This is a genomic window from Skermanella mucosa (assembly GCF_016765655.2).
Lineage (GTDB): Bacteria > Pseudomonadota > Alphaproteobacteria > Azospirillales > Azospirillaceae > Skermanella > Skermanella mucosa.
In genome coordinates this window covers 2491705-2513761 of record NZ_CP086106.1, presented here as the reverse complement: position 1 = coordinate 2513761, position 22057 = coordinate 2491705, and the positions used below count along the sequence as shown (strand labels likewise).

22 protein-coding genes are annotated in these 22057 nt (G+C 66.1%); 11 read left to right on the top strand and 11 right to left on the bottom strand.

What is annotated here, in order from left to right:
- Positions 1–16: 16 nt before the first annotated feature.
- The gene (locus tag JL100_RS11395; protein ID WP_202679744.1) at positions 17–1123 is read left to right on the top strand and encodes a hypothetical protein; all 1107 of its coding nucleotides are present in this window, start codon (positions 17–19) and stop codon (positions 1121–1123) included.
- Positions 1120–2478, top strand: coding sequence for a hypothetical protein (locus JL100_RS11390; protein ID WP_202679745.1), 1359 nt, complete (start codon positions 1120–1122; stop codon positions 2476–2478). Before JL100_RS11395 ends, JL100_RS11390 begins: the two co-directional genes overlap by 4 nt.
- Positions 2479–2485: 7 nt before the next feature.
- Here the strand turns inward: JL100_RS11390 and JL100_RS11385 are convergent, their stop codons facing one another.
- The 4 genes from JL100_RS11385 to glgX form a co-directional block, all read right to left on the bottom strand.
- The gene (locus tag JL100_RS11385) at positions 2486–3940 is read right to left on the bottom strand and encodes a TrkH family potassium uptake protein (protein ID WP_202679746.1); all 1455 of its coding nucleotides are present in this window, start codon (positions 3938–3940) and stop codon (positions 2486–2488) included.
- Between the two features lie 116 nt (positions 3941–4056).
- Positions 4057–4554, bottom strand: a complete 498-nt coding sequence (locus JL100_RS11380) for a hypothetical protein (protein ID WP_202679747.1) — start codon at positions 4552–4554, stop codon at positions 4057–4059.
- Positions 4555–4611: 57 nt separating this feature from the next.
- On the bottom strand, positions 4612–6027 hold the full coding sequence (locus tag JL100_RS11375) for a sensor histidine kinase (protein WP_202679748.1): 1416 nt from the start codon (positions 6025–6027) through the stop codon (positions 4612–4614).
- On the bottom strand, positions 6024–8381 hold the full coding sequence (gene glgX / locus JL100_RS11370; protein ID WP_202679886.1) for a glycogen debranching protein GlgX: 2358 nt from the start codon (positions 8379–8381) through the stop codon (positions 6024–6026). The genes JL100_RS11375 and glgX overlap by 4 nt, the downstream gene beginning before the upstream one ends.
- A 177-nt stretch (positions 8382–8558) precedes the next feature.
- Here glgX and JL100_RS11365 point away from each other — a divergent pair, with 177 nt between their 5' ends.
- Together JL100_RS11365 and JL100_RS11360 are read left to right on the top strand one after the other, a co-directional pair.
- Positions 8559–9656 (top strand): DNA topoisomerase IB, encoded by a 1098-nt coding sequence (locus JL100_RS11365; RefSeq protein ID WP_202679749.1) that lies wholly within the window; start codon positions 8559–8561, stop codon positions 9654–9656.
- Positions 9657–9671: 15 nt separating this feature from the next.
- Positions 9672–10679 (top strand): DMT family transporter, encoded by a 1008-nt coding sequence (locus tag JL100_RS11360; protein ID WP_228421206.1) that lies wholly within the window; start codon positions 9672–9674, stop codon positions 10677–10679.
- On the opposite strand, the gene JL100_RS11355 is transcribed toward JL100_RS11360, so the two are convergent.
- The 4 genes from JL100_RS11355 to groES all read right to left on the bottom strand — a co-directional run bounded on the left by JL100_RS11355 (position 10627) and on the right by groES (position 14222).
- Positions 10627–10962 carry a hypothetical protein gene (locus JL100_RS11355; protein WP_202679750.1) on the bottom strand — a complete coding sequence of 112 codons (336 nt, stop codon included), beginning with the start codon at positions 10960–10962 and terminating at the stop codon, positions 10627–10629. The two genes, JL100_RS11360 and JL100_RS11355, sit on opposite strands and share 53 nt — an antisense overlap.
- Before the next feature lie 20 nt (positions 10963–10982).
- Complete coding sequence (epmA, locus tag JL100_RS11350) at positions 10983–12029, bottom strand: EF-P lysine aminoacylase EpmA (protein WP_202679751.1); 1047 nt, start codon at positions 12027–12029, stop codon at positions 10983–10985.
- A 176-nt stretch (positions 12030–12205) separates the two neighbouring features.
- Positions 12206–13843, bottom strand: a complete 1638-nt coding sequence (gene groL / locus JL100_RS11345) for a chaperonin GroEL (protein ID WP_202679752.1) — start codon at positions 13841–13843, stop codon at positions 12206–12208.
- Positions 13844–13907: 64 nt separating this feature from the next.
- The gene (gene groES, locus JL100_RS11340; RefSeq protein ID WP_202679753.1) at positions 13908–14222 is read right to left on the bottom strand and encodes a co-chaperone GroES; all 315 of its coding nucleotides are present in this window, start codon (positions 14220–14222) and stop codon (positions 13908–13910) included.
- Positions 14223–14557: 335 nt separating this feature from the next.
- On the opposite strand from groES, the gene JL100_RS11335 reads away from it, so the two are divergent.
- The 6 genes from JL100_RS11335 (at position 14558) to ptsP (ending at position 18950) form a co-directional block, all read left to right on the top strand.
- On the top strand, positions 14558–14821 hold the full coding sequence (locus JL100_RS11335) for an usg protein (RefSeq protein WP_202679754.1): 264 nt from the start codon (positions 14558–14560) through the stop codon (positions 14819–14821).
- 161 nt (positions 14822–14982) lie between these two features.
- Positions 14983–15426, top strand: a complete 444-nt coding sequence (locus JL100_RS11330; RefSeq protein WP_323378493.1) for an HPr kinase/phosphorylase — start codon at positions 14983–14985, stop codon at positions 15424–15426.
- Positions 15423–16352, top strand: a complete 930-nt coding sequence (rapZ, locus tag JL100_RS11325) for an RNase adapter RapZ (protein ID WP_323378491.1) — start codon at positions 15423–15425, stop codon at positions 16350–16352. The genes JL100_RS11330 and rapZ overlap by 4 nt, the downstream gene beginning before the upstream one ends.
- A 49-nt stretch (positions 16353–16401) precedes the next feature.
- Positions 16402–16803: a PTS sugar transporter subunit IIA gene (locus tag JL100_RS11320; RefSeq protein ID WP_201070286.1), complete on the top strand. Its 402-nt coding sequence runs from the start codon at positions 16402–16404 to the stop codon at positions 16801–16803.
- Between the two features lie 16 nt (positions 16804–16819).
- On the top strand, positions 16820–17131 hold the full coding sequence (locus tag JL100_RS11315; RefSeq protein ID WP_202679756.1) for an HPr family phosphocarrier protein: 312 nt from the start codon (positions 16820–16822) through the stop codon (positions 17129–17131).
- Positions 17121–18950: a phosphoenolpyruvate--protein phosphotransferase gene (ptsP, locus tag JL100_RS11310; protein ID WP_202679757.1), complete on the top strand. Its 1830-nt coding sequence runs from the start codon at positions 17121–17123 to the stop codon at positions 18948–18950. Before JL100_RS11315 ends, ptsP begins: the two co-directional genes overlap by 11 nt.
- 21 nt (positions 18951–18971) lie before the next feature.
- Here ptsP and JL100_RS11305 read toward each other — a convergent pair whose 3' ends face one another.
- Positions 18972–19223: a hypothetical protein gene (locus JL100_RS11305; RefSeq protein WP_202679758.1), complete on the bottom strand. Its 252-nt coding sequence runs from the start codon at positions 19221–19223 to the stop codon at positions 18972–18974.
- Between the two features lie 86 nt (positions 19224–19309).
- Positions 19310–19528, bottom strand: coding sequence for a hypothetical protein (locus JL100_RS11300; protein ID WP_202679759.1), 219 nt, complete (start codon positions 19526–19528; stop codon positions 19310–19312).
- Between the two features lie 32 nt (positions 19529–19560).
- Here JL100_RS11300 and ahcY point away from each other — a divergent pair, with 32 nt between their 5' ends.
- Entirely contained in the window at positions 19561–20865 is a 1305-nt protein-coding gene (gene ahcY, locus JL100_RS11295) for an adenosylhomocysteinase (RefSeq protein ID WP_202679760.1), read from the top strand.
- 43 nt (positions 20866–20908) lie between these two features.
- On the opposite strand, the gene JL100_RS11290 is transcribed toward ahcY, so the two are convergent.
- Positions 20909–21991, bottom strand: a complete 1083-nt coding sequence (locus tag JL100_RS11290) for a CAP domain-containing protein (protein WP_202679761.1) — start codon at positions 21989–21991, stop codon at positions 20909–20911.
- Between the last annotated feature and the right edge of the window lie 66 nt (positions 21992–22057).

Here is a 22057-nt window from a genome sequence, read left to right as displayed (position 1 = left end):
AGGCAGGATCTACGACGTGAGCAGGCAGGCGGTACAATTCGCCCCGTCGACCTTTGAGGAGCGGGGCACGGCGGTTTCATTCACCACACCGATGCTGTCCCAGACCCGTATCAGGAAGGACGATCGGGACAGGCTGGAGGTGCTGGTGCCGAGCTTTTCCGCCGGGAAGGGCATCTATGTCATTCCCTGGAAGGCGGTACCGGAAATGGTGTCGATGACGGTGCATGACCGCTGCCTCCATCGCCTGATCGTCAAGGAGCCGGTCTGTTCGCCCAACGAGGTCCGGGCCGCGTCGTTGCGGGTCGCGCGGACCGGCCTCGCCGGCCCTCCCGCCGCGGCGGCCGCCGATGCCGCTCTCCGGGAGGACGAGAATCACCGGACCCTGGCGAACTACATGCTGATCGTCGGCATCCTGGAAGCGGTCGGGCTGGACAGCGCGGACATCCTGACGGCGGGCCTCGATACCGAGCAGGGGCAACTGCTGGCGCGCGGCCTGATGGCACGGGCGGCGGCGAGCCTGAAGCTGACGCCGACGGAACTGTTCGCCCGGGTGGAGGAACTCAGCGACGCTATCTGCCCGATCGGCCTGGAACGGGCGCCCAGGCCGGGACGGCTCCGCCGCCGCGTCGCCGACCTGTCGGCCTGCCGGGACAAGATGACGGAATGGTCGCGAACCGCTCCGGAGGAGAGCGCGCCGGTCGGCCGGTTCTGCGCCGACGTCGCGGGCCTGACGATCGATCTCGGCCACGAAGTGCTCGCCGCGTTCAACGGCAAGCTGATGGATATCGGTCCGTTGCTGTCCCATTGGCACCGGGAGATGCCGCACGTCCGCGACCTGTCGATCCGGCTTGCCTGGCTGCTCGACGGATGGGACTACGTGGTGGCCTGCTGGGCCGAGTCGGAGGGGAAGGAACTGCAGGAGCAGTGCGAGGCGATGGAGGACATCTTCCGCGTCCTGCCGCTGGTTCCGACACGGGAAGCGACCACCGACCTCCATGCCGAGAAGGTCAGGGTCGCGCGGTCCCAGCGCCGGACGGTCCGCCCCTACGAGGACTGGCGGACCGGCGAACGGGACCTGGAAATGATCCAGCGCATCGAGCGGGTCAAGGCGAAGGCGGCATGACAAGCCAGAAGACCGACCTGAAGGATCTGGAAAAGCGGCTGCTCGACGTACCTGCCGCGAAGTTCCGGGAAATCGTGAAGCTGCTCGAGCAGGTCCGGGAGCGGCCGGAGGTCGAGGATACGCTGGCAACGATCCGCCCGCGCCTTACCCAGGTCCGCCCCCAGCGGCGCCCGACCCTGACCCGCCTGATGTGCCTGCCCTTCGAGGACGTGCTGGATGGCGGCGGCCGGGTCGGCACCATCGGCGGAGTCCAGCGGCGCGCGATCATCCCGATCTGGCGGATCGTGGAGAACGGCATCGACCCGAAACTGTTGAACCTGCTGCAGCATAACAGCGCCGCGACCGATCCGGGCGACACGGCGGGGCAGCAGGCCATCGGCCGGCAATTGTGGCGGGCGGCCGCGGAAGTGCTGAAACGCCGCCTCGACCTGCCCGAACCGCCGGCCGGCGACATACCCGCGACCATCCTGCGCCGCGACGTCGAATCGGTGATGCCCTTCCTCGACAGCGCGGAAGCAATAGAGGAGCTGAAGCCGCTGCTGCCGGAAAAGCCGATCACCTATCTGTCGGCAACCGACATCGCGGTGATCGAGCATCAGGTCCAGATGGTCGCCCGGCGGGACCCGGGAAGGCCGTTCCAGATCCTGCTGGTGGTCGCCGGCCGGCTCGCCAATCCGGCCTCGTTGCTCCAGCGCCTGGAGGACATGGATTTCGGAAAGCATGCCCGGGCGCAGAAGCCGCTGATCATCGCCCGCCTCGGATCGATGGTGGTCAGGAACCTGGAGGAGCGCTCCCATCACCTGACAGGGGACGCGACCCTGGCGACGCGGCCTGGCGATGCGGTTGCCCTGGCTGAAAGCCTGATCGACGGCCTGATCTCTGCCGGAAGCGCGCTCGACTCGGCTTACGACGACTCCGTTGCCAGCCGCCTCCAGACGGTGCGCGGCGCCGTTCGCGGACTGATCCAGTCAGGCGTGATCGACGCCGCCCCCGGCCGGATCCTGCCGGCGGCCCTGGAAGGGGAATTGACGATGGAGCGGCTCCAGCAAGCCGAGGACCATGCCCGCGCGTTGCGCCGGTGTACCCGCATCGCGGCGCCGCTGGGGCTGGGCGGCATGGTCGAGAGCACGCTGAAGATGATCGAGGAGGAGTTGGAGCGCAGCGCCGGTTCCCTGATCCTGCAACTCGAATCGGGCGACACGCGGCATTCCGAGGCGGTGCTGGCCGGCTCCCGCCTGTTCGGGGCGATCCGGATGATCGAGCTGGTCGGCGGCTCCAGCCGGGCCGACATGCTGCTGACCCGCGGCTCGCGGGCCCTGGAGGGACTCGGCCAGAGAGCGATGGCGGCGCCTTAGCCTCGGTTCAGCCGCGCCAGAAGTTGGGGTTCATCAGGACGATCACGGTGAAGAACTCCAGCCGACCCAGCAGCATCCCGGTGGTCAGGATCCATTTGGCGCTGTCCGGCAGGGGAGCGAAATTGCCGACCGGGCCGATGATCGGTCCCAGGCCGGGGCCGACATTGGCCAGCGACGTGGCGGCGCCGGACAGGGCGGTGGTGAGGTCCAGCCCTGCGGCTCCCAGCGCGATGGTGAAAATCAGAAGCAGGGCCATGAACATGAAGCCGAAGCTCATCACCGACAGCATGATGTCGCTGTCGACTATCTTCTCATTGTAGGTCATCGGCATCACGCGGTGCGGGCTGTAGAGCCGGATAAGCTGCTTCTTCAGCACCAGGAACAGGATCTCGAACCGGAAGATCTTGATGCCGCCGGAAGTCGAGCCGGTGCATCCGCCGACCAGGGTCAGCACCAGGAAGGCGGCGATCGCGAGCGGTCCCCAGCTGTTGTAATCTGCCGACGCGAAGCCGGTCGTGGTCACCACGGAGACGACGTTGAACGTCGCGAGCCTGACTCCGTCGTACCAGCTCAGGTCTTCCCGCAGGGACAGCCATGTCCCCATGACGATCGAGACCACCGCCAGGAACCCGATGTACCAGCGCACCTGCGTGTCCCGCCACAGGGCGCCGGCGTCCCCCTTGGCGAAGCTGAGGAACCGGACGAAAGGCATGCCGCCGGCAGTCATGGCGACGACCAGCACCCACTCGATGGCATCGCTCTCCCACGCGGTGATCGAGGGATCCCGGGTCGAGAAACCGCCGGTGGAAACCGCCGCCATGGCATGCGTCACCGCGTCGAACACCGTCATGCCGCTGAACCTAAGGGCGACGGTGGTCATGACCGTCAATGTCAGGTAGACCCAGCCGAGCCAGATGGCCAAATCGGACGCCCGCGCCACCACCTTGTCGGACCGGTCCGACGACTCGGACCGAAACAGCTGCATGCCGCCGACTCGCAGGAACGGCAGGATGGCGATGCCCATGGCGACGATCCCGATGCCGCCCAGCCATTGGGTCAGCGCCCGCCACAGCAGCAAGCCCGGCGGCAGGGTCTCCAGCCCGGCGATCACCGTGGACCCCGTCGTGGTCAGGCCGGACATCGCTTCGAAATAGGCGTCGGTGGCGCTCAGGTTGATGACCGAGAACATGAAGGGAAGCGCCGAGAACAGGCAGACGATCACCCAACTGAGCGTCGTCAGGAGAAAGGTCTGCCTGAGATTCAGCGTTATGGTCGGCGTCCAGTTGGTCAGCAGCAGCAGGACGCCGAAAAACAGCGTCAAGGCCGATGCGGTGCCGAATACTTTCCAGTCCGAGCTTCCGGCGGCGAGGTCGACCAGCATCGGAGCCAGCATGGCGACTGCCAGGATGGTGATGAGGCTGCCGATCACGTAGAAGACGGGCCGAACGTCAAGTGCGGCCATCAAGTTTCAGTTCTCCTGCCGATCCGCATGCCTGTCACGTGACGCCAATGCATCACGCCTTCTGTTCCTTGTAAAGACCGCTTTGATTGCCGCGATTCGGCGCCCGGCGCGAGCCGCTATCCCCGCCCGTCGCCCTTGTCCCGCACCCGGCGCAGCACCCAGGCGCGGTCCTTGTAGGCGAGGTGGAGATCCTCCTGCCCGAGCACCCGCCCCATCTCGGAAGCGAGATCGTTGAGCAGGGCGCAGATCGACTCGTCGTCCAGGTCGCCGCTGTAGAGCGGCAGGGCCTCGCCCGTGAAGATCGCCACCGGCTCCCGGTCGCTGCCGGCGGCGCCTTTGCTCCCGGCGCCTCCGGCGCCCGGCCAGGCATAGACGACCTCGCCGCGGGTGAACATGCCGGACAGGAACGGCTGCCCGGCATCGGCGCGGCGCTTCATCCAGTCGTGGGCGACCCGGACCGCCTGCTCGATGTCGTAGATCCTGCCGGAGCGGCTCCAGCCCTCCCGCAGCCCGAGCGTGATCCGGAAATCGCGCCTTTCCCCGGCCGAGCCGGCGACGGTGTCGAACTGCCAGTCGACGTCGCCGGAATCCGGCGGCTGTCCACTATCGGCCATGGTTTCCCCTCCCCCGCTGAGACATCGACCCGATCCACCGGTCCGGTACATCCCGGGTCATTCCAGGGAGAACGTCAGACGGTAACGCGTTCCGGGCGGCGGCTCCTGGTCGAGCCGGCCGGAAATCTGCCGGACCAGGCGGTCGACCAGCATGATGCCGAGGCTGGAGCGCCGCGCGGGAGGCGTGAAGCCGGGTCCGGTATCGGACACGCGCAATACCACGGCACCATCCTCCCGCGCCAGACTGACCCTGACCTCGCCGGTGGCGCCGTTCGGGAACGCGTGCTTGTAGGCGTTCGAGATCAGCTCGTTGGCGATCAGGGCCAGGGGCACGGCGGCATCCATGCTGACCGGCACGGGCACGGCGGCCTCCACCACGCTGACCACCTGCTCCTCCGGCAGGTTGTAGGCATCCTGGAGGTTGGCGGTCAGTGTCCGCAGCACCTCGGCGAAATCGATGTCGGCCAGGGTCGTCGAGCGGTAGAGCAGTTCGTGGATCGTGCTCATCGCCGAGACCCGGTTCAGGCTTTCGCGCAGGGCATCGACCCCGGTCTCGTCGCGCAGGCGGCTCGCCTGCAGCCGCAGCAGGCTGACCACCACCTGAAGGTTGTTCTTGACGCGATGGTGAACCTCCTTCAGCAGGACCTCGCGCTCTTCCAGCGCCGCCACCAGTTCCTGGTTGGCTTGCAGGATGCTGGCCTCGACACGCTTCTGCTCGGTGATGTCATGGACGACGAGAACAGCGCCGTCGACCCTGTCGCCGCTCAGGATCGGCGCCGCCGAACAGAGCACGTCGACCCTGGAGCCGTCTCGACGGAAGAAGACATCCTCGTGTTCACGGAGCGTGCTGCGGGTCGAGAGGGTCGCGTTGAGCGGGCATTCCTCTATGGGAAACGGCCGGCCGTCCGGATAGCGGTAGTGCAGGGCATCGTGCAGGTCCCTGCCGACCAATTCCTCTGCCGGCCAGCCGAACATGCGCTCGGCCGCTGGGTTGACGAACGAAACCCGACGTTGCCCGTCCATCAGGAACAGCGCTTCCGCGGCGTTGTCGGTGATCGTCCGCATCAGCCGGAGCTGGCGGCGCGCTTCCTCCTCCGCCTCGAACCGTTCGGTGATGTCGACGCAACTGCCGGTATAGCCGGAGAAGTTTCCCTCCGGCGTGAACCGCGGCTTGCCGGTGTTCAGCATCCAGCGCCAGACGCCGTCCCGTCGTCGCAGGCGGAACTGGATCTGGAACGGGCGCCGGGCGTTGAAAGCCTCGAACGCATCATCCAGTTGCCCGCGATCGTCGGGATGAAGGATTTCCAGCCAGCCTTCACCGACCTCCCGCTCAAGCGGGCGGCCGGTGAAGTCGACCCAGGCGCGGTTGAAGTAGATGCCGCGCCCGGTAGTCTCGGACATCCAGATCAGGACCGGGGCGCTGTCGGCAAGAGCGCGGAACCGCTCCTCGTCAGGCCCCAGCATGTCGCTCATTTTGCCGGTGTCTCGCTGGGTTCGGATTGCTGCGCCTCGGCCTCCTCCGGCGAAGCCTCCTCGGCCGGACGTCCGTGGTCGGCGGGATCGACCGCCGCCAATTCGGCCGCAGTCGGCGCGTCGAGGGGAACATCGTCCTCCATCGGCTCGGGAACCGGGTCGAACTCGGGCATGGACAGCCGCTCGCGGGTGGACTCGGCGCTGGTCCAGACCGCACCGTCATGGAGCGCCGTCAGCAGCACCAGACTGCGCCCGGCCGCCGTGATCTGGCCGTCGGTGTCGAGCAGGGACGGCTTCTTGCCCGGACTGGCCGTGTCGAGAAGGGACTGCCAGCCGACCACTCCCGGCACGGAAGGCATCTTGAACGGCAGATCCTCGTGGTAGGAGTTGATCACCAGCATCAGGATATCGCCCGGCTTGCCCTTGGCCTGTTGCTGGAGCCCGCGGGCGACCCGTCCGTCGAGCAGCATGCCGACGCAGCGCGCCATCGGATCCTGCCACTGTTCCGAGCTCTTCTCGACGCCAGCGGGGGTGATCCAGGTGATGTCCTTGAACCCCAGTTCCTTGTCCTGGTGCCCGTGCAGGAACTTCGGCAGACCCAGCAGCGGATGGGACTGGCGGAGCGCCACCACCTCGCGGACGAACTCGATCAGGGCCTGATCGTCTTCATCGATCTTGTCCCAGTTGATCCAGCCGATCTCGCTGTTCTGGCAGTAGACGTTGTTGTTTCCGCCCTGGGTATTGCCGAACTCGTCGCCGGCCAGGATCATCGGCGTTCCCTGCGAGAACAGCAGCGTGGCCAGCATGTTGCGCTTCTGCCGCTCGCGGAGCGTCTTGATCTCGGGATCGTCCGTCGGTCCCTCGACGCCATGGTTCCAGCTATGATTGTTGGAATGGCCGTCGTTGTTGTTCTCGCCGTTGTCCTCGTTGTGCTTCTCATTGTACGAGACGAGGTCGTTCAGGGTGAAGCCGTCGTGGGCGGTGATGAAGTTCACGCTCGCCCAGGGACGGCGGCCGCGCTTCTCGAAGAAGTCGCTGGAGCCGGTCAGACGGGATGCCACTTCCGGCAGCTTGGCCTCGTCACCCTTCCAATAGCTGCGGATGGTGTCGCGGTAACGGTCGTTCCACTCCGCCCAGCCCGGCGGGAACTCGCCGACCTGATAGCCGCCGGGGCCGATGTCCCACGGCTCGGCGATCAGCTTGACGCGGGACAGGATGGGGTCCTGGCGGCAGGCATCCAGGAATCCGCCGCCCTGGTCGAAGCCGTGCGGCTCGCGTCCCAGGATGGTCGCCAGGTCGAAACGGAACCCGTCCACCCGCATTTCGGTCGCCCAGTAGCGGAGACTGTCGGTCACCATCTGCAGCACCCGCGGATGGGACACGTTCAGCGTGTTGCCGGTGCCGGTATCGTTGATGTAGTACCGCGGATCGGGCGCCAGGCGATAGTAGGAGGCGTTGTCGATGCCCTTGAAGGACAGAGTCGGGCCGCGCTCGTTACCCTCGGCGGTGTGGTTGTAGACGACGTCCAGGATCACCTCGATGCCCGCGTCGTGGAAACGGGCGACCATCTCCTTGAACTCGCCGATCGTCCCGGAGGCCGAATAGCGAGGCTCCGGCGCGAAGAAGCCGATCGTATTATAGCCCCAGTAATTCCGCAGGCCGCGCTCAAGCAGGTGCCGGTCGTCCAGGAAAGCGTGGACCGGCAGGAGCTCGATCGAGGTGATGCCGATGCTGCGGATGTAATCGACCACGTCCTGGTGGGCCAGCCCGGCATAGGTCCCCTGGAGCTGGGGCGGCACCGCGGGGTGGCGCATCGTGTAGCCGCCCACATGGGTCTCGTAGAAGATCGTCCGTTCCCAGGGAATCCGCGGCGCCTGGGTATGGCCCCAGGTGAAGGCCGGATCGACGACGCGGCACTTGGGCATGCCCGGCGCGCTGTCGCGCCGGTCGAACGACAGGTCGTCGCGCGGCGAGCCGATGCGGTATCCGAAATGGGCGTCGGACCAGCGCATATGGCCGACCAGCGCCTTGGCATAGGGGTCAAGCAGAAGTTTGTTCGGGTTGAAGCGGTGGCCCGCGGTCGGTTCGAAGGGGCCGTGGACGCGGTAGCCGTACACGGTGCCCGGTCTGGCGTCGGGAAGATAGCCGTGCCAGACTTCGTCGGTGTACTCCGGCAGCTCGATACGCTCCAGCTCCCTCTTGCCGTCCCTGTCAAAAAGGCAAAGCTCTACCTTCGTGGCGTGAGCGGAGAAAAGCGCGAAATTCACTCCCAACCCGTCCCAGGTCGCGCCCAGGGGAAAAGGGAGACCTTCCTGGATACGGGACCGGCGGACGACATTGACAACAGGCGGCATTCTGCTCACGGATCGGCCTCGATGGAAATTTTGGAGATCGCAGGTTTGGCATCAGGTGACGAGAGAACAACCGAAGTGCCCGCAAGGTCCCGTCCGGCAACTCGACCGCGCTGATTTTCTTTTCAAAGCGTTATTGCTCAGTAGCCCAGCCAAGTAACCGAGGCCAAGGAAGTCAGAATGCAGGACGGCGCGATCCGCGTGAACGAAGAGGAAGGCACTGTCGTCGATCCGCCGGCGGCGGCGGAACAGGCCGGACTGGTCTATGTCTCGGACGAGGAGCCCGGGATCCGGCGGCGGAAGTCGGGCAAGGGATTCAGCTACAGGAACCCCGACGACAGCGTCCTGAAGGACAAGGCGGACCTTGAGCGTATCAGATCACTGGCGATCCCGCCGGCCTACACGGATGTCTGGATCTGCCCCGACCCCCGGGGACACATCCAGGCCACGGGCCGCGACGACCGGGGCCGCAAGCAGTACCGTTACCATCCCCGCTGGCGGGAAGTGCGTGACAGCACCAAGTACGAGCGCATGCTGGAGTTCGGCCGGGCACTGCCCGCGATCCGGGACCGCATAGCGGCCGACATGGGCAAGCGCGGGCTGCCGCGCGAGAAGGTCCTGGCGACCGTCGTCCACCTGCTGGAAAATACTCTGATCCGCGTCGGCAACGCGACATATTCCAAGGAAAACAAGAGCTTCGGCCTGACTACCCTGCAGGATCGGCATGTCGAGGTCGATGGCGGCAAGCTGCGTTTCGAGTTCAAGGGGAAGAGCGGCAAGGTCTGGAACCTCCAGGTCAAGGACCGGCGGATCGCCCGCATCGTCAAGTCCTGCCAGGACGTGCCGGGCCAGCACCTGTTCCAGTACTTCGACGATGACGGCACCCGCCACGGCGTCACCTCGCAGGACGTGAACGATTATCTCAGGGAAATCAGCGGCAAGGACTTCTCGGCCAAGGACTTCCGCACCTGGGCCGGAACCGTGCTGGCGGCGCTGGCTCTGGCCGAGTTCGAGAGCTTCGACACGAAGGCCGCCGCCAAGCGCAATCTGCGCGCCGCCATCGAACGGGTTTCCGCCCGGCTCGGCAACACGCCGGCGATCTGCCGGAAATGCTATATCCACCCCCAGGTGCTCGACTGCTATCTCGAAGGGGATCTGGTCACCCAATTGAAGGATCAGGTAGAAGACGATCTGCGCTCCGGCCTCGCCGCCCTCAAGCCGGAGGAAGCGGCCGTTCTGGCCTTTCTCCACCGCCGCCTGGAGCGCGACGCCGCCTGATCCGGAGTTTCCCGCTTGTCTTCTCCCGCCTCCCGCGCCGTCCCGGCGGCCGGATCCCCTTCCGCCTCCATGGAGGAACGGCCGGATAACCGGCTCGGCATCCTCTGCATGATCCTGGGCATGTCGCTGTTCACGCTGAACGATGCGATGGGCAAGTGGCTGGTGGAGATCTATCCGGTCCCGATGATCCTCGCCATCCGAAGCGCCGCGTCGCTGCTGATCCTGGCCCCCCTGATCATGCGCGCCGGCCCGCTCCGGGTGTTGCGGACGGACAAGCCGATCGCGCATCTCGTGAGGGTCGCGCTGATGATCGCCGAGGTCGCCCTGTTCTACATCTCGGTCCGGGTGCTGCCGCTGGCCGACGTCCTGACGATCTACATGGCGGCCCCGCTGCTCGTGACGGCCCTGTCGGTGCCGCTGCTGGGCGAGAAGGTCGGACCCCGGCGCTGGTGCGCGATCGCCGTGGGTTTCGCAGGCGTGCTCATGGTGCTCAGGCCGACCGGCGACATCCTGAATTTCGGCGCGCTGGCGGCGTTGGGCGGCAGCTTCACCTTCGCCCTGATGCTGATCTCGACGCGTTCGCTGCGGGGAACCGGCGGGTTGACGTTGCTGGTTTTCCAGACGCTGGGCGTCGGGGCGGCGGGGGCCATCGCCGTTCCGTTCTACTGGACGTTGCCGACATGGCCGCACCTGGGCCTCCTCGGCATCCTGGGCGTCGTGGCGCTGGCCGCGCACGCGCTGGTCAACCAGTCGCTGAAGCTAAGCCCCGCCGCGGTCGTGGTGCCTTACCAGTATACGTCGCTGGTCTGGGCGCTGGCGCTGGGCTGGATCATCTGGGGCGATGTCCCCGACCCGTGGGTCGCGGCGGGGGCGGCACTGATCGTCGCCAGCGGCCTGTTCGTCTTCCACCGGGAGCAGCGGCTCGCCGCGGCGCCGGAACTCAACTCCCCGGAACTCAACTCCCCGGAACTCAGCTCCGAAGCCGGCGCAGCGTCACCAGGCCGCCGGTCACCGGATCGTTGAGCCGGGCGGTGTCCTCGTCCACCACCGTGATCTCCAACCCGATCCCGAGCGCCTCGGGGAGGACAAGCACGTCATTGCCCTCGACCGAGTATTCCACCCGCTGGGTCATCCCGAAGGCAGTCATGCTGGAGCGCCGGAACTCGTAGGTGCCCAGCACCAAGCCGGGAGCCACCGGCGAGGACAGGGTCCAGCGGCCCAGCAAGGGATTGGGCTCCAGGCTGGCACAGGAAGCGGTCAGCAGCAGCCCCGCGGACAGCAGGAGCCGCAGCGGAACCTTGTTCAACAGAAATCCGATCAATCCCATCACCTTTCGAAACCGGCCACCGGAGCCCAGAGGACATCGCCGATATCCTCCGCCCCGGTGCACAACAGGACCAACCGGTCAAACCCCAAGGCAATTCCCGCGCTCTCCGGCATGCCGAACTCCAGCGCCGCCAGGAAATCCGGGTCGATCGGATAGCGGGTGCCGTAGAGCCGCTCCTTGAGATCCATGTCTGCCTCGAACCGGGCTCGCTGGACAGCGGCATCGGTCAGCTCGCCGAAGGCGTTGGCGAGTTCCAGGCCACAGGCATAAAGCTCGAAGCGCTCGGCGACGCGGGGATCGTCGGGCCTGGGGCGGGACAATGCCGCCATGGAGACGGGATAGTCCGTCAGGAAGGTCGGCCGCTCCATGCCGAGATTGGGCTCGATCAGGTCCAGGGAGATGCGGAAGAAAAGGTCTTCCCAGGAATCCCCGGAATGGGGCTGGATTCCGATCCGCTCCGCCTCGCGTCCCAGCAATTCCGCGTCGGGTGCCAGCGGATCGGGCGCGGTGGCGAGCAGGTCTATGCCGGCGTGGCGGTCGAAGGCGTCGGCGACGGTCAGCACCTCCCATGGGGCGAACGGATCGCAGGACCGCCCGCGCCACTGGAACCCCTCGCGCCCGCCCGCCCGGGCCGCCGTCCGGACCAGGGCGGTGCAGTCCTCCATCAGGTCCCGGTAGCCGGCCCCTGCCCTGTACCACTCCAGCATGGTGAATTCCGGACTGTGGGTGCCCGACCGCTCGCCGTTGCGGAACACCTTGGCGAGCTGGAACAGCTTCGGCATCCCCGCCACCAGCAGCTTCTTCATGGCGAATTCAGGGCTGGTGTGGAGATACAGGGTGCGCCGGTCGTCCGGATTGGGACCGACAAGCTCGGTCGAGAACGCGATCAGGTGAGGCTCCAGCCCGGGCGATACCTGGAGGGCCGGCGTCTCGACCTCGATGAAGCCCTGCCCTTCGAACCAGCCCCGCACCCTGGAGGCGATCAGCGCCCTGCCCTCCAGGAACGGGCGCCGCCGGGCGAAACTGTCGGGATGCCACCATTCCATCGCAGTGCTCTTCCATTCTCGGCCACAGATGACACAGATAGCCGCGGATATGTGGGAGCGACAGAGCGTTTTGCCGGGTCGGCGGTCCGGAGCCGCCAAGGACCGTCAAGAAAAAGGGCGGCCCAAGCGGGCCGCCCAAGGCGATTGCATCGATACAAGTATATTGAACGATCGGATCAGAAGTCCATGTCGCCCATGCCGCCGCCGGGCATTCCGGCCGGGGGAGCCTTCTTTTCCGGCTTGTCGGCCACCATCGCCTCGGTGGTGATCAGCAGGCCGGCGACAGAAGCGGCGTCCTGCAGCGCGGTGCGGACGACCTTGGTCGGGTCGATCACGCCGAACTGGAACATGTCGCCGTACTGGTTGGTCTGGGCGTTGTAGCCGAAACCGGTGTCGGTCTGCTCGATCAGCTTGCCGACCACGATCGAACCGTCGACACCGGCGTTCACCGCGATCTGGCGCGCCGGAGCCTGCAGGGCGCGGCGGATGATCTCGACGCCGACCCGCTGGTCGTCGTTGGCCGGCTTGATCGCGTCGAGCGCCTTGGTAGCGTACAGCAGGGCCACGCCGCCCCCGGCGACGATGCCTTCCTCGACCGCCGCGCGGGTCGCGTGCATCGCGTCGTCGACGCGGTCCTTGCGCTCCTTCACCTCGACCTCGGTGGCGCCGCCGACGCGGATCACCGCGACGCCGCCGGCCAGCTTGGCCAGCCGCTCCTGCAGCTTCTCGCGGTCATAGTCGCTGGTGGTCTCCTCGATCTGCTGGCGGATCTGGGTGCAGCGGGCGTTGATGTCGTCCTTCGACCCGGCGCCGTCCACGATCGTGGTGTTCTCCTTGGTGATGACGACGCGCTTGGCGGTGCCGAGCATGTCGATCGTCACGTTCTCCAGCTTGATGCCGAGGTCTTCGCTGATGACTTGGCCGCCGGTCAGGATGGCCATGTCCTCCAGCATCGCCTTGCGGCGGTCACCGAAGCCCGGGGCCTTGACCGCGGCGATCTTCAGGCCGCCGCGCAGCTTGTTGACCACCAGTGTGGCCAGCGCCTCGCCCTCGACGTCCTCGGCGACGATCACCAGCGGACGACCGCTCTGAACGACGGACTCGAGGACCGGAAGCAGGGCCTGGAGGCCGGAGAGCTTCTTCTCGTGCAGGAGGATGTAGGGGTTCTCCAACTCCGCCTGCATCTTGTCGGCGTTGGTGACGAAGTAGGGGCTGAGATAGCCGCGGTCGAACTGCATGCCCTCGACCACTTCCAGCTCGGTCTCCAGCGACTTCGCCTCTTCGACGGTGATGACACCCTCGTTGCCGACCTTCTCCATGGCGCGGGCGATCATCTCGCCGATCTCGCGCTCGCCGTTGGCCGAGATCGTGCCGACCTGGGCCACCTCGGCGTTGGTGTTGATCTTCTTGGAGGAGGCCTTGACCGCCTCGACCACGGCTTCCACCGCCAGGTCGATGCCGCGCTTCAGGTCCATCGGGTTCATGCCGGCCGCGACCGACTTGACGCCCTCGCGGACGATCGCCTGGGCCAGGACCGTCGCGGTGGTGGTGCCGTCGCCGGCCAGGTCGTTGGTCTTGCTGGCGACCTCGCGCACCATCTGCGCGCCCATGTTCTCGAACTTGTCGGACAGCTCGATGTCCTTGGCGACCGTGACGCCGTCCTTGGTGATGCGCGGAGCGCCGAAGCTCTTCTCCAGCACCACGTTGCGGCCCTTCGGGCCCAGCGTCACCTTGACGGCGTCGGCCAGAATGTCCACGCCGCGCAGCATCTTGTTGCGCGCGTCGATGCTGAACTTGACTTCCTTGGCAGCCATGTCCGTAAACCCTGATTGGAAATGTTGAGGCTGGAAATGTTAAGTCCGGATGAGGCGGCGCCGGTCAGGCGGCCTTGGCGGTGGCGGGTGCTGCTTCGAGCACGCCCAGCAGATCCGATTCCTTCATGATCAGGTAGTCCACGCCGTCGATCTTGACCTCGGTGCCCGACCATTTGCCGAACAGGACGCGGTCGCCGGCCTTGACGTCGAGCGCATGGACCTTGCCGCTCTCGTCCCGGGCGCCGGGGCCTACGGCGATCACTTCGCCTTCCTGCGGCTTCTCCTTGGCCGTATCCGGGATGATGATGCCGCCGGCGGTCTTGCTTTCCTGCTCCACCCGGCGAACCACCACGCGGTCATGCAGAGGACGGAACTTCATCGCGGAATCTCCTCCAAATTCAGAACCGGGCCGGTCGTGCCGGCCCTCAAGACATGGGATCAATGAACCCCGGCCGAGGATGCCGCGCCGCGCGCTGTTAGCACTCTCGCCCGAGAAGTGCCAACTAGCTAATTGAAGCCGGATTTCGTTTCAAGAGGGTTTTTGCGGATTTTTTCGAGGCCGTTCGCCGGCTTGGCAGCAGCCACCGCAATCGGCTGCTAACTTACTGATTATAAAGGCTGATTTCGCTTGCCAGGGAAATTGTCCAAGGCCACACTCAGGCCAAGACCAAGATGTCGGGAGTCCCACCGGTCGCAACCACGGAGGAGATCTGCATGGCAAGTTTGAGTCTTCAGCTGCGTGACTATCGCCTGACCGTCGCCGAGATCCTGTACCACATGCCGGACCATCCGGGTCTGCTGCAAAGCTACATCTGGCAGGACCTGGACATAGCTCCCCGCTACCCCGTGCTGCGCAAGTTCCTGACGTTCTGGGAACGCGAGCTGGATGGCAAGCTCCACTCCGTGAAGGTGGCGTCAAATTCCCTGATAAAGCCGGGCGAATGCCGCTTCGTCGATGCGGAACTGAAGCTTCATTGAACCCTCGAAGCGCCGCCGCGCCGGAACCGGACGCGGCGGCGCTTCCGACCGCACGGCCGGACCGATCGAAATCGCATTGCAAATCCCGAAAGAGCTATTTATTCCAGCGGCTGAGCATTGACAGCGGGACGCGGGCACAGCAACCTCCCCAGACCATGTTAATGATTTACGGCACGTGCGTAGCGCTGTCGGGCTTCGGGGTCCTGTTGCGGGGACCCTCCGGCAGCGGCAAGTCCGATCTGGCTCTGCGCCTGATCGATGGCGGCGCGCGTCTGGTCGCCGATGACCAGGTCGAGTTGAGCCTGGATGCGGCGGGCCGCGTGATGGCCAGGGCGCCCAAGCCGCTTGCCGGACTGCTGGAGGTTCGGGGAATCGGCATCCTGCCCGTCGATGCCGTCCGGGCCGCTCCGGTCGGGCTCGTCGTCGATCTCGGCGATGACGACCGGATCGAGCGCCTGCCCGAGGTCGAGACCTGCCCGCTTCTGGACCGCCCGATTCGCCGGGTGGCCCTCGCCCCCTTCCACGCTTCGACGCCGGCCAAGGTGAGGCTCGCCGCCGCGCGCCTCAAGGCGGGGGCACTCGAGCCTGTTCCGGAACGCCCATGACGATGCCAGTTTCCGAGGGGACGGTTCCCGGCGAGTTCTCCCAGGACCCGCCAAAGCCACGCGCCGTCGCGATCGTCACCGGGATGTCGGGCGCCGGCCTTTCCACCGCCCTCAAGTGCCTCGAAGATCTCGGCTACGAGGCGGTGGACAATCTGCCGATGAACATGGTCGACGCGCTGGTCGAGCAGGGCGACCTGTTGTCTCGGCCCATAGCCATCACGGTTGACGCCCGGACGCGGCACTTCAGTTCCGACGCGCTGATGGCGCGGATCGAGGCGTTGGCCGCCCGGCCGGACCTTGCGGTGCGGCTGATCTTCCTGGAGTGCGCCGACGAGATCCTGCAGCGTCGGTACACCGAGACGCGGCGGCGCCATCCGCTCGCCGTGGACCGTCCGGTCGCCGACGGCATCCTCCGCGAGCGAACCCTTCTGGCCCCGCTGAAGGACCGGGCCGACGTCACGATCGACACGTCGCTGCTGTCGATCCACGACCTGCGCCGCATCCTCGCCGGACACTTCAAACTGAGCGCGGAGCCGACGCTCCATGTTTTCGTCACGTCGTTCTCGTTCCGCCAGGGCGTGCCGCGCGAGGCCGATCTGGTCTTCGATGTACGGTTCTTAACCAATCCCCATTACGATCCGCGCCTGCGGCCCTTGACCGGGCTGGACGCACCGGTCGCCGCAAGGGTGGCGGAGGATCCCGATTTCGATGCCTTCTTCAGTCATCTGACGGACCTGTTGCAGCCGCTCCTGCCGCGCTACAACCAGGAAGGAAAGAGCTACCTGACGATCGCGATCGGCTGCACCGGCGGCCGCCACCGGTCGGTCTTCGTGGCGAAATCACTGGCCGAGTGGCTCGGCGGCCAGGGTTACAAGGTAGGGCTTACGCATCGCGACCTGGAACGGAGCGGCACCCGGCAGGGATGACGCTGAAATGACAAGCCGGCGTTCAGATCGGTTGATAGAAGGAAGTTCGATGATCGGAATGGTTCTTGTAACGCACGGGCGTCTCGCGACCGAGTTCATCGCGGCACTCGAGCACGTCGTGGGAGAACAGGAGCAGGTCGCGGCGGTCTGCATCGGTCCCGATGACGACATGGAGCAGCGCCGGCTCGACATCCTGAACAGCGTCGCGGAAGTCGACGACGGCAGCGGCGTCGTCCTGCTGACGGACATGTTCGGCGGCACTCCCAGCAACCTCGCCATCAGCGTGATGGACAAGGCCAAGGTCGAGGTCATCGCCGGCGTGAACCTGCCCATGCTGATCAAGCTCGCCAGCGTGCGGCGTTCCGAAAAGCTGGCGGATGCGGTGCTCGCCGCCCGCGATGCCGGGCAGAAATACATCAACGTCGCTTCGACGCTGCTGTCCGATAATTGAGCCCAAGGACTGGAAAATGTCGGTATCCGGCACTGAGAATGCCTCCGGCGGCAAAGCCCCGGACGCCTTCGACACCGTAACCATCTGCAATCAGCGCGGCCTGCATGCCCGCGCGGCGGCCAAGTTCGTCAAGCTGGCCGCCCTGTACGACGCGGAGGTCGAGGTCGAACGGAACGACATGATCGTGTCAGGCCAATCGATCATGGGCCTCATGATGCTTGCGGCCAGCCAGGGCTGCACCGTCACCCTGCGCGCCTATGGGAACCAGGCGGAGCCGGTGATCACGGCGCTGGTGGACCTGATCGGGCGCAAGTTCGATGAAGACTGACCGGGACCCCTCCAAGCCGACCGAGCCGCCGGAAAGCAGGATCCCCGGAACCTCACCCGTGGGGCATGCGTCGCCCGAACGCATGCTGCGCGGCCTGGGCGTTTCCTCCGGCATCGCCGTCGGCCCTGCCTATGTGGTGGACAGCGGAACGCTCCAGGTGCCGGAATACCAGATCGACCCGGAGCAGATCGAGGCGGAGCGGGCGCGCTTTGCCGAGGCCACGGGCAAGGCCTGCCGGCAGATCCGCAAGCTGAAGGAGAAGGCATCGCTGCTTCCTGAATCGGCGGCGGAGGATGTCGGTTTCCTGCTCGACGCCCATTTGGCCATGCTGTCCAACTCCCGGCTGACCCGCGGAGTGGAACGCCGGATCTTGAACGACCGGATCAACGCCGAGGGCGCCGTCCAGGCCGAGATCGCGGCACTGGCGCACAGCTTCGCGGAGATGAACGACACTTACATCTCGGCGCGCATCGCCGACGTGCGCGAGGTCGGCGCCCGGCTGATCCGGGTGCTGATGCAGCGCAAGTTCCAGGCGTTCTCCCAGGTTCCCGAAGGCAGCATCATCATCGCGGAGGAGCTGACGCCGGCCGACACCGCCCTGATGGACCCGCGGCGGATCGGCGGATTCGCGACCGTGCTGGGCGGAGCCGAGGGCCATACCGCGATCATGGCGCGGTCGCTGGGCCTGCCCGCGGTGCTGGGTGTCGCCGGGCTGATGCACGGGGTGCGCACCGGTGACCGGGTGGTCGTGGACGGCATCTCGGGCCGGGTCTTCGTCAATCCGGGAGTGGCGACGCTGAACGGTTTTCAGTCGCGCCAGCAGGATCTGGCCCGCGAACGGGAGTCGCTGAAGCGCCTGCGCGACCTGCCGGCGGTGACCCGCGACGGCACGTCGATCGTGCTGAACGCGAACATCGAGATGCCGCGCGACGTCGAGGGCGCCATGGCTTGCGGTGCCGCCGGAGTGGGCCTGTTGCGGACCGAGTTCCTCTACATGAACCGGGACGACCTGCCGGATGAGGAAGAGCAGTACGAGAGCCTGAAGGGCATCGTCGAAGGCATGCAGGGCCGCACCGTGACCGCGCGGACCCTGGATATCGGGGGCGAGAAGCTGGCGACCTCGCTGGGCGGTCACTTCGCGGACTGCGCCAACCCGGCGCTGGGGCTGCGCGCCATCCGGCTGTCCCTGCGCGAGCCGAAGCTGCTGGAGACCCAGCTTGCCGCGATGCTGCGGGCGGGCGCGCACGGCCCGGTTCGCATCCTGCTGCCGATGATCTGCACGGTCTCGGAGGTGCGGAAGGTCCGCGAGATCCTGATCCGCGTCGCCAACCGGCTGAAGCGGCGCGGCGTGCGGATCGCCGATCCGCTGCCGCCGCTGGGCGTGATGATCGAGATCCCGGGCGCCGCCCTGTCGGCGGACGCGCTGGCGACGACCTGCGACTTCTTTGCGATCGGGACCAACGACCTGACCCAGTACACCCTGGCGATCGACCGCGGCGACGAGCAGGTGGCCCACCTCTACGACCCGCTCCACCCCGCGGTGCTGCGCCTGATCCAGTTCTCGACCGAAGCGGCGTTGCGGGCGCGCATCCCCGTCAGCGTGTGCGGCGAGATCGCCGGCGATCCCCGGTATGCCGCCCTGCTCCTGGGCTTCGGCATCCGGGAATTGTCGATGTCGCCCGGATCGCTGCTGGCGGTCAAGCGCCGGATCCGGGCACTTGACCTCGTTGAGGCGACCCGCCGGGCCCGGGTCATCATGGAGCAGAGCGATGCGGGCCGGATCGCCATCCTGCTCGACGATTTCAACGCCCTGGCGTGAGAGGCACGGCGCGGCGCCTTCTCATCCCTGCTCCGCCGGCCCGGACGCACCGATCCGCCGGGTGACGCGGATCAATGCCGCCAACAGCAGGATCGCGCTTCCGGCTGCAAGGGTGAGTCCGGTCGCCTCGATGCCGTCGGAAAGATGAAGCCCCAAGGTCGCCAGGAAGACGAGGTCGGCCAGGAACGCGATCACCAGCAGGAACTGCAGGGCCGTCCCAATCGTGCGAACAGGAGCGGCTTGCGCTTCCGGCTGGTCTCTCGGCTCCGTCATGGCATCGGCTCCAAAGGATCATCATGCATCAATTCGCGGCGGTCACGGCGATCCGGAAAAATCCCGCGATACCGCAAGTGCGAAGATCAGTCGATGGTTATATGCCATTCGGATAAGCGGTCCACCGGTTTCTTCTCGGCGATCGATCCATAACCGTAACGATGCAGGAGAGGCGGCAGCGCACGTCCGATGCGACAGGCCGCCGCAACTTTCAATCCGGTGGGCTTGCCGTACATTGTTGCAGACATAAAGATATCTTTATGCTTGCCCGGAAGAGCGGGTCTTGATAAACCCTGCGCAGTCACTCGTACCGCAGTTACCGCAAGGAGTTTTCCAGATGGCCGTCGCCAGTGGTTTCACTGATTACAAGGTCAAGGACATTGAGCTCGCCGGCTGGGGCCGCAAGGAAATCGCGATCGCCGAGACCGAGATGCCCGGCCTGATGGCTCTGCGCGAGGAATTCGGCGACTCCAAGCCGCTCAAGGGCGCGCGGATCGTCGGCTGCCTGCACATGACGATCCAGACCGCCGTCCTGATCGAGACGCTGACCCACCTGGGCGCGACCGTCCGCTGGTCCTCGTGCAACATCTTCTCGACCCAGGACCAGGCCGCCGCCGCCATCGCCGCCGCCGGGGTCCCCGTGTTCGCCTGGAAGGGCGAGACGGAGGAGGAGTTCTGGTGGTGCATCGAGCAGAGCCTGCGCGGCCCCGACGGCTGGACGCCGAACATGATCCTGGACGATGGCGGCGACGTCACCCAGATCATGCACGAAAAGTATCCGGAGATGCTGAACGACGTCCGCGGCCTGTCCGAGGAGACGACCACCGGGGTCCACCGCCTCTACGAGATGGTCAAGGCCGGCACGCTGAAGGTGCCCGCGATCAACGTCAATGACAGCGTCACCAAGTCGAAGTTCGACAACCTGTACGGCTGCCGGGAGAGCCTGGTCGACGGCATCAAGCGCGCCACCGACGTGATGATGGCCGGCAAGGTCGCCGTGGTCGCCGGCTACGGCGACGTGGGCAAGGGCTCGGCCGCCTCGCTGCGCAGCCAGGGAGCGCGCGTCCTGGTCACCGAGATCGACCCGATCAACGCGCTCCAGGCCGCCATGGAAGGCTATCAGGTCACCACCATGGACGACGCCGCCCCGGTGGGCGACATCTTCGTGACGGCGACCGGCAATGTGGACGTGATCACCCAGGATCACATGCGCCAGATGAAGGACCGGGCGATCGTCTGCAACATCGGTCACTTCGACAGCGAGATCCAGATCGACAGCCTGCGCAATTACGCCTGGGAAGAGGTGAAGCCGCAGGTGGACGAGGTGGTGTTCCCCGACGGCAAGCGGCTGATCGTGCTGGCCAAGGGCCGGCTCGTAAATCTCGGCTGCGCCACCGGCCACCCCAGCTTCGTGATGTCCGCCAGCTTCACCAACCAGGTGCTGGCCCAGATCGAGCTGTGGCAGAACCATGCCAAATACGAGCGCAAGGTCTATGTCCTGCCCAAGCACCTGGACGAGAAGGTGGCCCGCCTGCACCTCGGCAAGATCGGTGCGAAGCTGACCGAGCTGACCGAGAAGCAGTCGGCCTATATCGGTGTTCCGGCCGCCGGCCCGTACAAGCCCGACCACTACCGTTACTAAGACCGTCAGGGCCGGTCCGGGATAACCGGGCCGGCCCTTCGCGTCAGATCCACTGGCCGTCGTCGGCGTTCCGGACATCGGGCAGGCCGGCAAGGCCGATAAAACCCGACAGCTCGTCCGCGATCGCATCCACGTCGACCGTGCGCAGCACTTCGACTCCGTCCTGAATCGTGTCGACCCAGGCATCCGGCAAGGGTTCGCCGGTCTGGACATGATCGACCAGCGCGGCGAAGTCCAGGCCTTCGGTTTCAGCCGCGAAATAGTCGATCAGCGAAGCCAGCGAGCCGATACCGGACACGCCGGCCACCTCGCTGCCCGGGGCGGGCGGGGCGACTTCCGGATCGATCAGGTCGAGCTTCACGTTCTCGCTTCCCAGCTCCACGGTCTGCACCACGGGAGCTGCCAGCCCACCGCCGGAGAACGTGACCGAGTAGGTTCCCGGCTGGGCCGCGATCTCGTAGCCGCCGGCCGTGCCGGTGAGGTCCGTCAGGCTGACCGGTTCGGCCGATCCCATCGGGGTCGCGGTGACGTTGATGCCTCCCCTTCCCTCGCCCGGCGTGTAGAAATCGTTTCCGTCAAGGTCATCATAGGCCACGCCGGTCAGGAACACGTCGTCGCCGGTCTTCCCGAAGCTCTCGGCGACCATCAGCGTGTCGTAACCCTGGAAGTCACCGGAAACGGTGGCGGCACCGATCTCGCGGAAATCGTCCTGAAGGATGTTTTCGCGGTGGCCGGGGCTAAGGAACAGCGCATCGTGCTGGCGCCCCACCGACGCTGCGGCATCCTCGGCGGGTCCGATGGTGCCGCGCCAGGATATGTTCTCGCCCCAGCGCCAATTCCCGGTGAACTCGTAGCCCGCGTCCGCCATGCGCGTGCCGGGATTGCTGCCCTCCGCGCCGGTGTGGGAGAACACGTCGCTATCCAGCATCCATCCGGCGTGTCCGCGCGCCGCTTCGGTCAGGTCCGGATCGAAGGCGAGCGGCTGCTTGGGCGCCGTGCTGATCTGTCCGTCGGAAAGCCCCTGGTTGATATCGATCCCCAGGCGCGCCGCTTCCGCGGTGGGATCCAGTCGCGCCCGATTGATCAATTCGATCAGGTATTGATCGAGCGCAGTCGGCTCGGTCATTTCATCACCTCAAAGGAATACCATCTGGGAGGCAGCAATAGTCCGTGTACTATGGAAAGTACCGTT